A 13,352-nucleotide genomic window follows, 5' to 3' on the forward strand; every position below is an offset into this window, starting at 1 on the left:
CAAAATGTGTTGCATCCAAAGCTTTTTCGGTAATTTTGGTTTCTACGTGCTCAAAATATTCTTTTACTTTATTCTCCAGCTTTTCTTTGTAATCTAAAGCCTTCTCCCCACCAGAGGTAGGGTTGATAATTAACATTGCCTTTTTCATTAATTTCTCCTTAATTTTAAATAGAAATGTTTACATTTCGTCGTATGTAAGTAAATGTAATCCTATTATACAATGAAAATATAGAAAAGAGAAATATGACGTACTGGAGATTAAAATAATCTACGATACGGTAATAAGCATATTGTCTAGTAGAAAAAATGAAAATAACATTTTTTTATACTTTAGCTTTTTAAAACAAAGTGTTATTGTTGCTAACTTCTTACTTAATTTTTTTAGCTAACTTATTAAAGTCACCTATATACAATATTCCCGAAATGAATGCAAAAATTGCAGAAAAAATTGAGAGAAACGGTACGAAACCTGTAATAGATGCCGCTAAGAGAAATAAAAAGCTTTTCTTACGACCATTTTCTTCTTTTTTATAAATGAAAATTGCAAGTATAGCACAAACAAGAAACATGAAACTAATTAGGTTCATTGAGAATGCCCATTCCGGCTTATCAACAAAACGAAGAGCACCGTTAACAAACCTTAACTCCCATCTATATAAAAAAGCATAAGCAATAAAGGGAGAACACGTTAATGATATTACTCCATTAAAACAAAACAAACTATGTGATTTCATACTAGGCTCTTTTCTTAATTTTATAAAACTTTTCTTTCTCTCTTAATCAATCCCTAGCAGGATCATCTAAAATCTCAATCTCACCTATAAACCATCGTGACATCTTCTTCTTTTTGTCTTTAAAGGGATCGGGTTTAATCAAAGTAAAAGGTGAAATGCTTGCATCTGTAAAATACAACTCCACTTTTAAAGACTGCTTAGGATTATCGTTAACATAGGCTGAAAAATGAATATGATAGCTTCCACCCACATCACCACCATTATCATACTCTCCCATAGCTGTATTTGGTAAAAGTTTAATAGAATTTATTGATTGTTTTTCCTCATCTTCCAGGTAGGTAATAATTGCACTCTTGATAATCTTTTCATTTTCATGGACAAATTTTCCGTTGTTGTTAAGAAGAAAATTCCCATAGCTTAGAAATGTTAAAAAAGAAGCGAAAAGGAATGGATAATAAAAAGTACAGCCATTTATTGGATTTAAACATAATGTCTCTTGTTTTCTAGATTCACAAAAAGATGTTATTATTTCGAAATTATGACATTAGATTCCTTCTATTTCAACTGGGATCAATTCCTTGTTCCTACATGAAGAACTAATTGTCGGCATTCTAGCTATAAAAAAGAAAAATGTTGATATCAATCCATTTATAACTAAAACTGCTCCTTCGGAACCATCATTAATGCCCATAAAAAATACAAAACAAATAATATTCAATAAAAAGCCAAACAATAATACAGGATTTCTTTTACCATTTGGTTTAAACTTGACTCTATAACGTTTGCTTTTCTCTGGTATTCTTGATAATGCGTTACGTCGAGAATTTTTTTCATAATAAACAGCTCCTAAGTATGCAAGAATCATAGACAAGACAAATAGTATACTCTTCATAAATATCTGTTGACTCAATCCCATACTAATAAAAGCTGATTCCATAGCTCTATATAGTAGAGCTACAAATGGTTGCACCATAATAGATATAGTAGTTGTTCCTATCTTTGTTTTAGACTTAATTTCAAAACTATCATCAGAGGGAGTTAACTCAATCATATCAAGAGTGATTAAGTTAGGCATCAATCCGAGAAAATAGCTTTTCCCTATCATTGAACCTAAATCCATAATATACTTTTTATTTTCTATTTCTACAATACTATACGCCATCGTATTAGCATTCTTAAACTTTAAATTAATCATTTACCACCCAAATACTTTCTGAATTGATTTAATACTTGAATCAAATGACTTATTTAATTTCTCTAATTCCTTCAAATGTGACGTTTCTAATCTTATAAGCGGAAAGAATGGGAATCTTTCCAAATAAAAATGATAGAAGAAAAAATGTGATAATGCTATTGATAACGAGAACAAGCCCTTCTCCTCCATCATTAATAGACAAATAAAGTGCCAAACAAGCTATTATAGGGACACTAAAAATATAGGCATCAAAAACTTGCTTTCTTGCAGATACTGGTTTAAAAATCATCTCATATCTTCTGCTAGAAGAAGGCAGTAAAGCTTTAACATTTTTACGTTCTTTCTCTCTTGTAAAATAAAAAATGAAGTAGGAGAATAGTATAGATGCGCAAAATACTACTAATTTTAAAATTATCTGTTGGCTAATATTGTACTCTTTAAAAAAAGTTTTCAATAAAGAATAAACAATGACTATAAGAGGTTGGACCATGATTGCCACATATGAAGCTTTAAACTTATTAATCGGGGTACTAAAATTGATATCCTCTCTGTTAAGTTCTGTCATCTCAACCGTTAATTCGTCCGTTGGAACACCCCAATAGTAGAACTTGGGAGTCATTGAACTTGCATCTAATATATATTTTTTCCCATTTAGTTCTACAAGTTGATGACAAAAATACTTCGTTTCTCTATAATTAATTTCCAAAATTACCACCCAAACACTTTCTGAATCGATTTAATACCGGAATCAAAGTCATTTCTAACTTCTCAACGTTCTGTATTTATAGCTCTTCAATTTCAGTTAATGTTAGTGTCTTATAATACTCTGGGATTTGTGGCATTCTCAGTATTACAAAAAACCACCACGAAATTATGCCATTTATAACCAATATAGCACTTTCATAACCACTGTCAAGTCCTATAAAAAATGCTAAACAAACAGCATTAATTCCAAGAGTAATATACCACCAATCAATCATTCGTTTACCTTTGGGTTCCAAAACAAGTCGACAACGTTTACTGTTTTTGGGTACTCTTGATTCAAACTTCCCTACCGCACTTTTTTCATAAAAGACAGCCATAAGATATGACAAAAATACAGAGAAAGCAAATAACACTACTTTCATTAAAATTTGCTGATTGATTCCCCAGCTAATAAAGGCATCTTTCATCAGCGTATGAGAGAAGCCCACAAGTGGCTGAATCATGATAACTAGAGCAGTAGATGCGCCTATTGGTGTTTTCGATTTTATTCTAAAACTATCATTAGATGGAGATAACTCAACCATTTCAGCAGTAACCTCTTTCGGAAGCGAACCGAAGAAATAGGATTTGCCTTTTATAGTAGTAGGATCTAAGATATAACTTTTATTTTTAAACTCTACGAGTCTAAAAACTGCTATATTCGAATATTTAAATTTTAATTCCACATTTACCACCCAAACACTTTCTGAATTTCGTTATAAGTTACATTATAGCTTTTTCAGCTCTTTAAATTCTAGGTATTTCTTTTGATAAGCATAAGTCAATGGAATAACGCCAGATTCAATCCAAATAAATAGATAGGCCAACAAACCATTCAACACTAGAATTGCAGCTTCTGTTCCATCATCTTCTCCCATATAAATAGAGAAAGCAATTGTATGTAAAATGAGAAATAGATAGGCATGGAATTGTCTTTTTTTCTTATTATTCTGAAAGACTATTTTAAACCTCTTCTTTTCCTGTGATAAACGACTTGAAATCTCCTTCCTTGATTTGATTAAAATACCTTGATAGACAATATAGGCTACCAAAATAGATATGAGAAATAAAGATACTTTTAAATACAGATAATGACTAATATCATAATATCTAAAAATTGATGTTACTACTTCATACGAAAGAAGACCTAAACTAATAGATGCCATACGCATTCCTGAAGGACCCATCTTAATTTTTTTATCAAAATTTCTATTCTTACTATCAAGTTCTATCAAATCAACTTCAATATTTTCAGAGGAAAATCCCCAGTAATAACTCTTTGGTGTCGTGGAGTTGGAATCGAGAACGTACTTTTTCTCTCCCATCTCTAACACATCAAAATAAGCAACATCCAATCCTCTAAAATTAATTTTCAAAATTACCACCCCAATACTTTCTAGCTAATTTCATAAATTCTTATTCAGCTTCTCGAATTCCTTACATTGTGACATTTTAAATTCTAAACAACATTCGATAAAACAGCTGACATTTCAACTCGACGGTTGCTTTTCTCAATCGAATTTATAAATTCACTTTCCTTTCACTAAATAAATTGCAGCACTGATTTGAACCAATTTTTCTTTAGATTCTAAACTTAGTAGTATATCGTATCTGTCATAGTACGCATATCCAAGACTGACTGAAAGTTTTGTGTCAGATGGAAGGTTATACTTTTCCACTATTTTTTTATATAACTCTGATTGATTTTCTGGTTGGTAAATAATATCACTCAATTCAGTTTCTGCGCTCTTAAATGTTTTTTCCACATCTAAGGAAGCGAAATAATCTCTTGAAACCATTAAATTTAGAATTTCCTCATCAAATAAAGGATTTATATCTGACCCATAATTTAACTTCCCATTAGAATATGTAACCGGAACAGTTTCGTTATCCTCGCCAAGTGTTATTGTGTAATTACCTTTAATGTCAGCTTGATTAATATCTAAGTCCACTTCGTACTTTTTGACTTCAGATTGATTTTTCATATAAACATCACTAGTGTATGACTTTACTTCAGTAAAGTCTTTCTTGTCTTGTTCTAAAAATTTAAATATAGGCTCAAACGTTTTCTCAAATTCATATTGTTCCTTTGTTCTGTTTTTGGGAATGGTTTCACCCCAAAAACTACATCCATTCAATGAAAACAGTGATACCAGAATGATTACCAAGCCAGCAATCCATAATAAATGCTTATATTTTGTCATTTATTTCTCCAAAAATACAAAGTCTAAGAATATTATAGCATGAAAATACTGAAAATGACTTTCTATTACCATTTAGATTCATTCATAAATTTCATTTAAAGACATTCAAGATATTGATAGAAAAACTTAATAGTTTTAAAAGGTTTAACCTTACTCTTGCAAAAAAAAGACATTCAAGAAAATCTTAAATGCCTGTATAAATAGTGTATTAAGGATATTGCTTGTTAAACTTCTCCTAACCAGGATCGACATTAAGAAATCTTACTGTATAGCCATTATCGGTATATAGAAACTCTACTTGCAACACCATATCTACTAATTCAGAATTTGAAGTCAAATCATAATCAACAGCAAAGCCAGTCTGGTCATCATAATCATAAATCTCCAATTGGGAATACTCATAAGGCGGATTGAAATGACATTCCACACCATACTCATCAATCGTGTCAAAATCATTCAATTCTAAAGACTTTTCAATATAATAAAAGAATTCGTTTAAATCGTCAATCTCTGACTCATCGACATAATTCATAATGTCTTCATATTTTTTTAGGTGAATAGCCTTTAAAATATTAGTGATAACGTCTATAACTTTTTCTTTTTTATACTTATCAAGTAATTCCATCGGTGCCACCTTTCTACTTAACTAAACCATCATTTTCCTGCTATGTAAAACTCCAATCGTTCAATGACTTCCTTTAACGGGTTGTCTAGATAGGAATAGGCCTGTTCCTTGATCCAATCCGGAATACCATAAGCTGCCTCTGCTATGCTGCCAGTTATTGCAGCAAGTGTATCACTATCGCCACCAAGTGAGATGGCATTTCTTATCGCATCTTCGAAGTCTCTACTCTCAAGAAAGGCAATAATGGCTTGAGGGACAGTTTCTTGACATGTTTCGTTAAAACGATAGTTAGGGCGGATTTCATCTAAAGTTTGAGATAGATTGTAGCCGTATGTCTTCTCTATATAATCCTTAATCCGTCTTTTACACTCTGTAGGATTGTCGTTAATTGGTTGCTCATGTTCGCTACAATAACCACCAAAGTAAAATCGACATAGAAAGATAGCATCAGCTGTAGCCATGGCACCTTTGATACCTTCTGGATGGTTATGAGTTACCTCTGCAGAAAGACTAGCAAGTCCTCTAGATGATGGCCACATACCAGCTCTTGCATAAAAACTACAGTCCATGACCCAAGCACAGGGAGAAACACGCATAGCTGATCCATTCCCGAAGCTATTATAAGGCTCACGGTTATCACTGTTTAGCCATGCATTAAACCGAGCACCATAATCAGCATCCGGATACATTCTGCCATATTTCTTCATAGCGTCAATAAAGTCATCCTTTTGCCCACCATTCATGATTGCTTCAGCGACAGCACAGGTCATAACCGTATCATCCGTGAAAAAACAATCCTCACGAAATAAAGGAAAATCCTTCGTTTTGATGTTGTTCCATTCGTAAACTGAACCTACAATGTCTCCAACAATTGCTCCTAGCATGGTATTCCTCCTTACAAACTATTGGTTGAGGCTGACATTTCTACTTTTCATACTCGTCTATTCTATCAGCATATTCAGTCAAAAGTTTCTTTGAATAAATTTTTTCATTACTTGAATTTCTAACTTCTTTCCAAAGAATGGAAGCTACTTTTAGTTTATTCGAGCAGTTACGATTATTTTCGTCTGCACAGAAGTCCTTTAAAAATTGGTTCCATTGACAAACCGAATGATCATACTTAGCATAATCTGAATTTCCATAATAAACTTTTAGCATATCTTGGATTGTAAAACTCAAATCATTTTCTCTTTTTACTTTTCTCCAAGCAGTCGCCATATCAGCAGTAAATTTAAAAGGTGAAACATCTGTTAAAGTTGAGAAATATTCTCTAAAGTCTGCATTAAAGGAGAATCCACATTCAAGTAAGGGTGTGTCCAAGGTAACGACTTCTACTCGTTTCTTTTTCCTTTTTATTGATGATTTTTTAATCAAATTACCCTTAAAGTACTGCTCAATAATGTCATTGAGTTCTCGTTTTGTACCTCTATATTCAAGCCCCAATGACTTGCATATCTGTGAAAGTTCATCACGATACCAATAGTATTTATTAAACTCATCAAAGGATGTGATTTTATCAAACTCGGGTCTGCTTTCTATCAATATAACACCTCCTTCCTCAAAAACAATTTTGGTTTACATCTTAAAAGAGTGAAAGTTTACTACCTTTGTGTGGAAGAAATAAGCAAGATTTTAAACCAGATTTTCCATAAGATTAAAAACTTAACTTATATGTTTGCTTTTTATAAATAAAGACATATAGGCTTACAGATAAGCTCTAATCAATCTTCTCAAGATCTTTTTTAATATTTTTTCCTTGTTTTATCTTCTCTGGCATACCTCTTCGTATAGCACCTAGCAAATAAGTTAAATAATGATCTAACTCATTGTAGTATATATGACCTACTTCATTTTTTTCAACGTAAAACCATTCAATATCATAATCATAATTCTGATTGTTCTGGTTCAGATATTCTAAATAATTCCAACCATCTTCCTTATAATCGTCTATGTGGGATTTTGGCTCTGACTCATAAGAGTAAGGAAAACGTTTCTTATATTCCTCTGTTAACCAACTTCTAACTTTACCGTCATTTTCAATGAATTCTAGATAATTATCATACGTTAATGATTTTCCTTTTAACAATTTTTCAGTTGGTACTAATTTTTTTTGACGCATTATTTTTCTAAGATACAATATAAGTTCAATTGTTGCTGGATCATCACCGAATTCACCAAATTTTACATTATTATCTCTATTTTCTATTACTTTTTTATATAATGGTTCAATCTCTTTCAAACAATCTTTTCCGAAGATTTTTTCAATATATCCTTTAAATACTTTTTCCACTTTCTTTTCATCTTTATTTTCCATATTAAGCCTTACTTTCTTTTTTAGTTAAATAATTGAATGATCAATGTTTTTTATTATCTAAATCAAACTAGTTTTATGAAAATTGATTTAGCTTAAAACAGATAGCCCATAAGCTATAGGAGCATTTTTCCAACATGATATCACTTCATCAATTACACTTGCATCAAAACGTGCATGATAATCACCTGTATAGGGTCGAACACCTAATACTTGACCATCTAATACAAAACACCGCCATTGTGCCATGAATTCTACAACTTCACTAATATTATATCTACAACAGAAAATCTTTTCCTTATTACTCTTTGTTCAAAGATTCCAGTATTTCTCTATAACCTTCGTAGAAACGATCTCTTGTAACTACCTCACCAGGATATTTCTTTTCAAGAAGTAGGAATATATCATTTGGATTAATTCCTTCATCTAAAAAATCTTGATACAGTGGGCTACATAACCTCATTTCACCTTTACTTGAAAGTTTTAAAAATGTTCCATATATTGGAATCATTGACAATAAATTGTATAGACTCTTTTTCATTGTTTTCCTTTTATCTAAGTTTATTAATTTAATCAAATATAACTACACTATCATTACTGAAGTTATTAAAGGTAAGATTTAATTTATCATAAACTTCTTGAGTTTCCTTATAAATCTTATCCGAAACATATGAGGCTCTCAATTCGGATTTCTCAATAAGCACCCATTTTAATTGAGAGTATGAATATTTTGCAAAAGTAATCCATTGTGCGTAATTTATAGTCATAGGATTTTTTGTAAAGTAGATTTTCCCTGCATTAGCAGATGTAGCTGTAGAATGTCCAATAAATAGCATCGTATGTAATTTTGGATGTTTTTCTCTATCCAACGAAAAAGGGATAGAATTTTTTAATGAATGTCCTTCGTTGATTCTCTTAAGAGAGTATCCAATTCTGACTATAACTTCAACAATCATTGTAGAAATAGCCATACTACTAAAATGAATGAAATCATAGCCTTCGTAATACATTCCTTGTACTATTTCTGCTATTGTTTGATCCTCGTCACCAATTTTTCCAAACTGAAGCAAATTAAATAATCCCATCAATGGTGCAGGTAATCCCATTGATGTCGTAATATCAGATTTAAAATGAATTATCTGTTTTGCTATTGCTGCAAAAATATCACTTTCTTTTCTATCTGTGTAATTATCCATAAATTGAGATACTATTTTCCCAGTTTTATCAATAGTAGTCATCTTACCATTTAGAATATCACATACACCAATTACTAAACCAAGAAGTGGATCATGTCCAAGAGATAACAATCTATGATAATATGCAGATAGTCCATTAACATTTACTTTAGTATGACGATTATCTTGAGCATCAAAAGGGACTTTACTGACCTTTGAATTTGCCAACTTTTCCATTTCTTCTTCAGGAAATCGTTGATTAAACCAGTCTCTTACATAATTAGATAAAGGGCCACCTTTTAAACCATTCGGAGTTTTCTCAGGTATTCCAATTAAAAGAATATCAACAATCGCTGCTAATATACCAGCTCCTGCACAAATCGATATATCAATTTTATCAAGTTTATGAATGTCGTTAAAATCATCCTGTAATGATTGAATAACTGTCTGATTAAGTTCCAATTCTTCATTTGTGAAAAGTGCATCTAGTTCATTCATTGAACCAACTTCGCACTCCGCTTTTATTACTAAGTCTTCCCATTTAGGTACAACGATAGTTTGTTTTTTAGTTTCGGTATCTATTATTGGTAAATCAGTCAGAGTATAGCCTAGCTCTCTCAATAATTTTTCACTTTCCTCTATACGTTCTTCTGCAATAGACATATCGGGTCTGTTTATTAAATCTAACTCTTTGGTTTGATGAGTTAAAATATTATTGAATTTTTGTTCTTCATCAGAATAAATGAATTTACTCATTATTAGTCCCCTATATCGTTTTTCAAATCTTTAATTGCTTGAGTTAGGAGGATATTTAAACTCTGTAAATAATCTAGGCGTTCCTTATCAGCATCTGCCTCAGTTTTCAGAGCTTGTATAATAGCTTCATGTTTTTGCAATGCTTCTTTATATAACCGTTCTTTTTCCTGTTTAAGTTGTTTATTTTTTAGATTAGAAGCTAATAATATACCGCCTCCGGCTAATACAACGACTGGAGCAGCCATTACAAACACTCCAGCTACCATACCACCTCCAACGACACCGCCAATAGCTGCAAGACCCGAAGTAATACCAGCCGCTGATAACCCTACAGTACCTAAACCATAAAGAGCTGCAAATGAACCTATCCCACCAATGCCTGCCCCCAATGCACCAGCTAGCACTTCTGGAATTGGACTCTCTCTTATTGTACGTGTTTTATCATTAAGTGCTGCCGCTGCCTCATTAATTATGTTTACAACTTGTTGTAGTGATTCTACATTTTGAAATACTGCTTCTTTACTCATAAAAAATCCTCTATATTTTGTTTTCTTAATTATACCATGATGTAATTAAAAAACTGCAACACAAAAGTTAGACAGAAAAAATCTAACTTTTGGGGTGTTTTATTATGAAATTGAGTTATGAGTATATAGTTCAAATCTATGAACTTAGAAAGCTAGGTCAAAGATTCAAGCAGCTTTCAAAAAGATTTGATTTAGATGTTTCTGGGTTAAGATACATGATGAAATTAATTGACCGTTATGGGATAAAAACCGTCAAGAAAGGTAAGAATTGTTATTATTATCCAGAACTAAAAAAAGAAATGATTGATAAGGTCTTACTTGAAGGAGGAAAAAGAAAAACGGAAATTGTTCAAGGATTTGTAACAGAGTTTTCTTTAGATATTCTTCTAAAGATTATTAAGCTTGCCCGTTCGACCTACTATTGCCACTTAAAATATCTAGGGCAAACGGATAAGAATCAGGAACTTGAAGCTGTAATTCAGGCCATTTATTGTGAGCATAAGGACAAATATGGCTATCGTCGGATCCACTTAGAACTAAGAAATCGTGGCTTTGTGATGAATCATAAGAAGGTCCAACGTATGATGAAAATCCTTGGTTTAAGTGCTCGAATTCGCCGGAAACGGAAGTATTCCTCTTACCAAGGAGAGATTGGCAAGAAAGCAGAGAATCTCATTTAACGCCAGTTTGAAGCATCTAGACCAAGTAAAAAGTGTTATACGGATATGACAGAGTTTGCCATTCCAAATAGCACGCAGAAATTGTATTTATCGCCTGTTTTAGATGGCTTTAACAGCGAAATTATTGCTTTTAATCTTTCTTGTTCTTCTAATTTAGAACAAGTAAAAACGATGTTGGAACAGGCCTTCACAGAGAAGCACTACGAGAATACGATTCTCCATAGTGACCAAGGTTGGCAATACCAACACGATTCTTATCATCGGTTCCTAGAGAGTAAGGGAATTCAAGCATCCATGTCACGTAAGGGTAACAGCCCAGACAATGGTATGATGGAGTCCTTCTTTGGGATTCTGAAATCGGAAATGTTTTACGGTTATGAGAAGTCGTTTCAGTCGCTTAAGCAATTGGAACAAGCTATTGTAGACTATATTGATTACTACAACAATAAACGAATTAAGGTAAAACTAAAAGGACTTAGCCCTGTACAATACAGAACTGAATCCTTTCAATTATTATTTTTCTAACTTTTTGGGGTCAGTACATAGACGAATGGTTATGATTTACTCCAAGGTAAAAACTGAGAAATAAAGTCTCGAATCTGGTTTGCATTGAGTATCCATGAAATCACAATAATTATAGCAATAGCTAAACATGCAATATTCAACGCCTTAATATTAAAGAGCTTTGCATCCTTCTCGTTAATTGTAAAAATAAATTTTACCAAAATATATATTACATTAATAAGAACAAATGCCAAGAAATCAACTACCAGCAGTAGTCTAAATACGCTTACCACAGAAATATTCTGCAGAACGGATGTTGAAAATGTTATTCCTCCAACAAATGCCAATACAATTGCGGCGAATATCCCAAGTATGGAGATATATTCTTTTTCAACACCTTTTATTTGCTTTTGTAGGTTCTCTTTTGCCTCTTCAATACTATTAGCAAAAATATTATTAACGTTTTCAATCTGATGTAATGCCAGCTGAAAATGGTCGTAAATCTTTACAATCATCTTCTTACAGTCATCATTTACATCATTTTTATCATCAAGTGAATAAAGCAACAACTTTTCTAAATTTGTAGCAAAAATCCCTCGTTCTGACATTTCCAATGAATAGACATAATTACTTATCTCCGAATAAAGGATTCTGTCTAACTTGTTGCTTGATGAAATATATGATTCTATATTTTCGACTGTTTTTTGTGGCTCGTAATTTTGAGTCTTAAGAGATAATGCTTCACAAATACTGTTAATTTTTCTTTTGGTGTATGTAAATTTTTTTGACTGCTCCAGCGATATTATTGTATTATCTGTCGTTCGGAGCAATACATCCAAATTAGCATCAGCCATTAAAATACTCCCTTATTGTCTTGATTGTTATCTCGTTATTCTGATACGGAGTGTATGCGTCGATCCATGGCGATTGTCTGTGCGTCAATGACACAAGGTCTGTCGCTGAATAATCTGCAAATTTATCTACGACTTTATCAATAAGAGATTTATCATCATCCGAAATTGCTGTGTCCTCAAACCCAACTCTTTTAGAATTCCAAACATCATCTTCATCAAACATAATAAAAGATTCTATCGTAGGAATATCTCCGCTTCCATACTGTTTATATTCATGGTATGCTTCTGGCACAACTGGTCCAAAATCCCATGCTTCAATTTTCTCATCAAAACAAGGAGTGTGGTCTTTCTTTTTTGTCAGAAAATAAGCCTGAATAAAATAAAGTACCTTCTGAAGTTTTAAATTTGAGATTCCGTAGTCGTGCTCATTGCTATAATTAATCACATGACGACATACATCTAAAACTTTATAGCTCATTGTCTCTACCTCCTTCCTTTATAACTATTTATTATATCACTATTTATATGTTTTGGGTGAACATTTTTAAAATTTTGTTGTCATCTATTCCACTGCCGAGGCTACCTCTTAATATAGAGTGGCTTGAACTACGGTCAGCCTTGTTATCCAAATCACTATCACAACTCCTGACATCTAATCCACAGCCTAAACCGTACCACTTATTTTTGAGCCTCGGCAAATTCGATTAGTAGATATATTTCCATATAAGAAAACCGAGCTTCCCGTAATGCTTCTCTGATGATAACAACCTTACAAAAAAACGAAAATACGCCACTTTTCAGCCTTTATTTATCCTCCCTTGACATCAACGCTACTGCCTCCACATGATGCGTCTGAGGAAAAAGATCCACTGGCTGGACTTTCTTCAACTCATAGCCCAATTCTCGGTAGAGTTTGATATCACGCGCCATGGTTGCGACATTGCATGAGATATAGGCGATGCGGTTAGCTCCTGTTTGAGCGCTTGCTTTGATAAAGCTTTCTGTGAGTCCTTTTCTTGGTGGGTCCACTAGGATAAGACTTG

At 32.6% G+C, this 13,352-nt stretch carries 17 protein-coding genes and 3 pseudogenes; 1 reads left to right on the plus strand and 19 read right to left on the minus strand.

The genetic code is table 11. The annotated features are described in order from the left end of the window. From RYK07_RS07520 to RYK07_RS07595, 16 genes and pseudogenes are all read right to left on the minus strand, one after another. Positions 1-148: diacylglycerol kinase family protein (locus RYK07_RS07520; RefSeq protein WP_399546552.1), on the minus strand; the 148-nt coding region annotated here is incomplete at its 3' end. A gap of 220 nt (positions 149-368) precedes the next feature. After that, positions 369-734: an insulin activator factor gene (locus tag RYK07_RS07525; RefSeq protein ID WP_033685110.1), complete on the minus strand. Its 366-nt coding sequence runs from the start codon at positions 732-734 to the stop codon at positions 369-371. A gap of 46 nt (positions 735-780) precedes the next feature. After that, on the minus strand, positions 781-1,011 hold the full coding sequence (locus RYK07_RS07530) for a hypothetical protein (protein ID WP_314853232.1): 231 nt from the start codon (positions 1,009-1,011) through the stop codon (positions 781-783). Positions 1,012-1,278: 267 nt separating this feature from the next. Next, positions 1,279-1,929, minus strand: coding sequence for a DUF443 family protein (locus tag RYK07_RS07535; RefSeq protein ID WP_314853233.1), 651 nt, complete (start codon positions 1,927-1,929; stop codon positions 1,279-1,281). Between the two features lie 49 nt (positions 1,930-1,978). Further along, positions 1,979-2,644, minus strand: coding sequence for a DUF443 family protein (locus tag RYK07_RS07540; RefSeq protein ID WP_314853235.1), 666 nt, complete (start codon positions 2,642-2,644; stop codon positions 1,979-1,981). Positions 2,645-2,711: 67 nt separating this feature from the next. Further along, a complete protein-coding gene (locus RYK07_RS07545; RefSeq protein WP_261036532.1) occupies positions 2,712-3,359 on the minus strand; it encodes a DUF443 family protein in 648 nt (215 codons plus the stop codon). A 42-nt stretch (positions 3,360-3,401) separates the two neighbouring features. Beyond that, positions 3,402-4,058 (minus strand): DUF443 family protein, encoded by a 657-nt coding sequence (locus RYK07_RS07550; RefSeq protein ID WP_314853239.1) that lies wholly within the window; start codon positions 4,056-4,058, stop codon positions 3,402-3,404. Between the two features lie 144 nt (positions 4,059-4,202). Further along, complete coding sequence (locus RYK07_RS07555) at positions 4,203-4,877, minus strand: hypothetical protein (protein WP_084946486.1); 675 nt, start codon at positions 4,875-4,877, stop codon at positions 4,203-4,205. 235 nt (positions 4,878-5,112) lie between these two features. Continuing rightward, positions 5,113-5,502: a hypothetical protein gene (locus RYK07_RS07560; RefSeq protein WP_084946485.1), complete on the minus strand. Its 390-nt coding sequence runs from the start codon at positions 5,500-5,502 to the stop codon at positions 5,113-5,115. A gap of 29 nt (positions 5,503-5,531) precedes the next feature. Continuing rightward, the gene (locus tag RYK07_RS07565; RefSeq protein WP_314853242.1) at positions 5,532-6,386 is read right to left on the minus strand and encodes an ADP-ribosylglycohydrolase family protein; all 855 of its coding nucleotides are present in this window, start codon (positions 6,384-6,386) and stop codon (positions 5,532-5,534) included. 40 nt (positions 6,387-6,426) lie between these two features. Further along, positions 6,427-7,044, minus strand: a complete 618-nt coding sequence (locus tag RYK07_RS07570) for an SAP domain-containing protein (RefSeq protein WP_314853243.1) — start codon at positions 7,042-7,044, stop codon at positions 6,427-6,429. A gap of 175 nt (positions 7,045-7,219) precedes the next feature. Next, positions 7,220-7,816, minus strand: a complete 597-nt coding sequence (locus RYK07_RS07575) for a hypothetical protein (protein WP_084926335.1) — start codon at positions 7,814-7,816, stop codon at positions 7,220-7,222. 96 nt (positions 7,817-7,912) lie between these two features. After that, positions 7,913-8,083: pseudogene (locus RYK07_RS07580) on the minus strand (ATP-grasp domain-containing protein); the annotation flags it as partial. A 31-nt stretch (positions 8,084-8,114) separates the two neighbouring features. Then, positions 8,115-8,324, minus strand: a complete 210-nt coding sequence (locus RYK07_RS07585; RefSeq protein WP_314853245.1) for a hypothetical protein — start codon at positions 8,322-8,324, stop codon at positions 8,115-8,117. A gap of 58 nt (positions 8,325-8,382) precedes the next feature. After that, on the minus strand, positions 8,383-9,744 hold the full coding sequence (locus tag RYK07_RS07590; protein WP_084926334.1) for a hypothetical protein: 1,362 nt from the start codon (positions 9,742-9,744) through the stop codon (positions 8,383-8,385). A 2-nt stretch (positions 9,745-9,746) separates the two neighbouring features. Next, complete coding sequence (locus tag RYK07_RS07595) at positions 9,747-10,271, minus strand: hypothetical protein (RefSeq protein ID WP_033680277.1); 525 nt, start codon at positions 10,269-10,271, stop codon at positions 9,747-9,749. A 104-nt stretch (positions 10,272-10,375) separates the two neighbouring features. Between RYK07_RS07595 and RYK07_RS07600 the strand changes: the two are divergent. Further along, positions 10,376-11,476 (plus strand): annotated as a pseudogene (locus RYK07_RS07600) (IS3 family transposase). 29 nt (positions 11,477-11,505) lie between these two features. Here RYK07_RS07600 and RYK07_RS07605 read toward each other — a convergent pair. From RYK07_RS07605 to RYK07_RS07615, 3 genes and pseudogenes are all read right to left on the minus strand, one after another. Further along, positions 11,506-12,309 carry a hypothetical protein gene (locus RYK07_RS07605; RefSeq protein WP_050492415.1) on the minus strand — a complete coding sequence of 268 codons (804 nt, stop codon included), beginning with the start codon at positions 12,307-12,309 and terminating at the stop codon, positions 11,506-11,508. After that, positions 12,302-12,787, minus strand: coding sequence for a Panacea domain-containing protein (locus tag RYK07_RS07610; protein WP_033687004.1), 486 nt, complete (start codon positions 12,785-12,787; stop codon positions 12,302-12,304). The genes RYK07_RS07605 and RYK07_RS07610 overlap by 8 nt, the downstream gene beginning before the upstream one ends. Before the next feature lie 326 nt (positions 12,788-13,113). Then, positions 13,114-13,352: pseudogene (locus RYK07_RS07615) on the minus strand (23S rRNA (uracil-5-)-methyltransferase RumA); the annotation flags it as partial.

This window comes from uncultured Granulicatella sp., assembly GCF_963528315.1.
Taxonomy (GTDB): domain Bacteria; phylum Bacillota; class Bacilli; order Lactobacillales; family Aerococcaceae; genus Granulicatella.

What these genes read in the sequence shown, in the direction of transcription:
- RYK07_RS07555 (WP_084946486.1), bottom strand. Translation starts at nt 4,877, where the DNA reads ATGACAAAATATAAGCATTTATTATGGATTGCTGGCTTGGTAATCATT.
- RYK07_RS07590 (WP_084926334.1), bottom strand. Translation starts at nt 9,744, where the DNA reads ATGAGTAAATTCATTTATTCTGATGAAGAACAAAAATTCAATAATATT.
- RYK07_RS07560 (WP_084946485.1), bottom strand. Translation starts at nt 5,502, where the DNA reads ATGGAATTACTTGATAAGTATAAAAAAGAAAAAGTTATAGACGTTATC.
- RYK07_RS07610 (WP_033687004.1), bottom strand. Translation starts at nt 12,787, where the DNA reads ATGAGCTATAAAGTTTTAGATGTATGTCGTCATGTGATTAATTATAGC.
- RYK07_RS07575 (WP_084926335.1), bottom strand. Translation starts at nt 7,816, where the DNA reads ATGGAAAATAAAGATGAAAAGAAAGTGGAAAAAGTATTTAAAGGATAT.
- RYK07_RS07535 (WP_314853233.1), bottom strand. Translation starts at nt 1,929, where the DNA reads ATGATTAATTTAAAGTTTAAGAATGCTAATACGATGGCGTATAGTATT.
- RYK07_RS07525 (WP_033685110.1), bottom strand. Translation starts at nt 734, where the DNA reads ATGAAATCACATAGTTTGTTTTGTTTTAATGGAGTAATATCATTAACG.
- RYK07_RS07585 (WP_314853245.1), bottom strand. Translation starts at nt 8,324, where the DNA reads ATGATTCCAATATATGGAACATTTTTAAAACTTTCAAGTAAAGGTGAA.
- RYK07_RS07595 (WP_033680277.1), bottom strand. Translation starts at nt 10,271, where the DNA reads ATGAGTAAAGAAGCAGTATTTCAAAATGTAGAATCACTACAACAAGTT.
- RYK07_RS07530 (WP_314853232.1), bottom strand. Translation starts at nt 1,011, where the DNA reads ATGGGAGAGTATGATAATGGTGGTGATGTGGGTGGAAGCTATCATATT.
- RYK07_RS07565 (WP_314853242.1), bottom strand. Translation starts at nt 6,386, where the DNA reads ATGCTAGGAGCAATTGTTGGAGACATTGTAGGTTCAGTTTACGAATGG.
- RYK07_RS07605 (WP_050492415.1), bottom strand. Translation starts at nt 12,309, where the DNA reads ATGGCTGATGCTAATTTGGATGTATTGCTCCGAACGACAGATAATACA.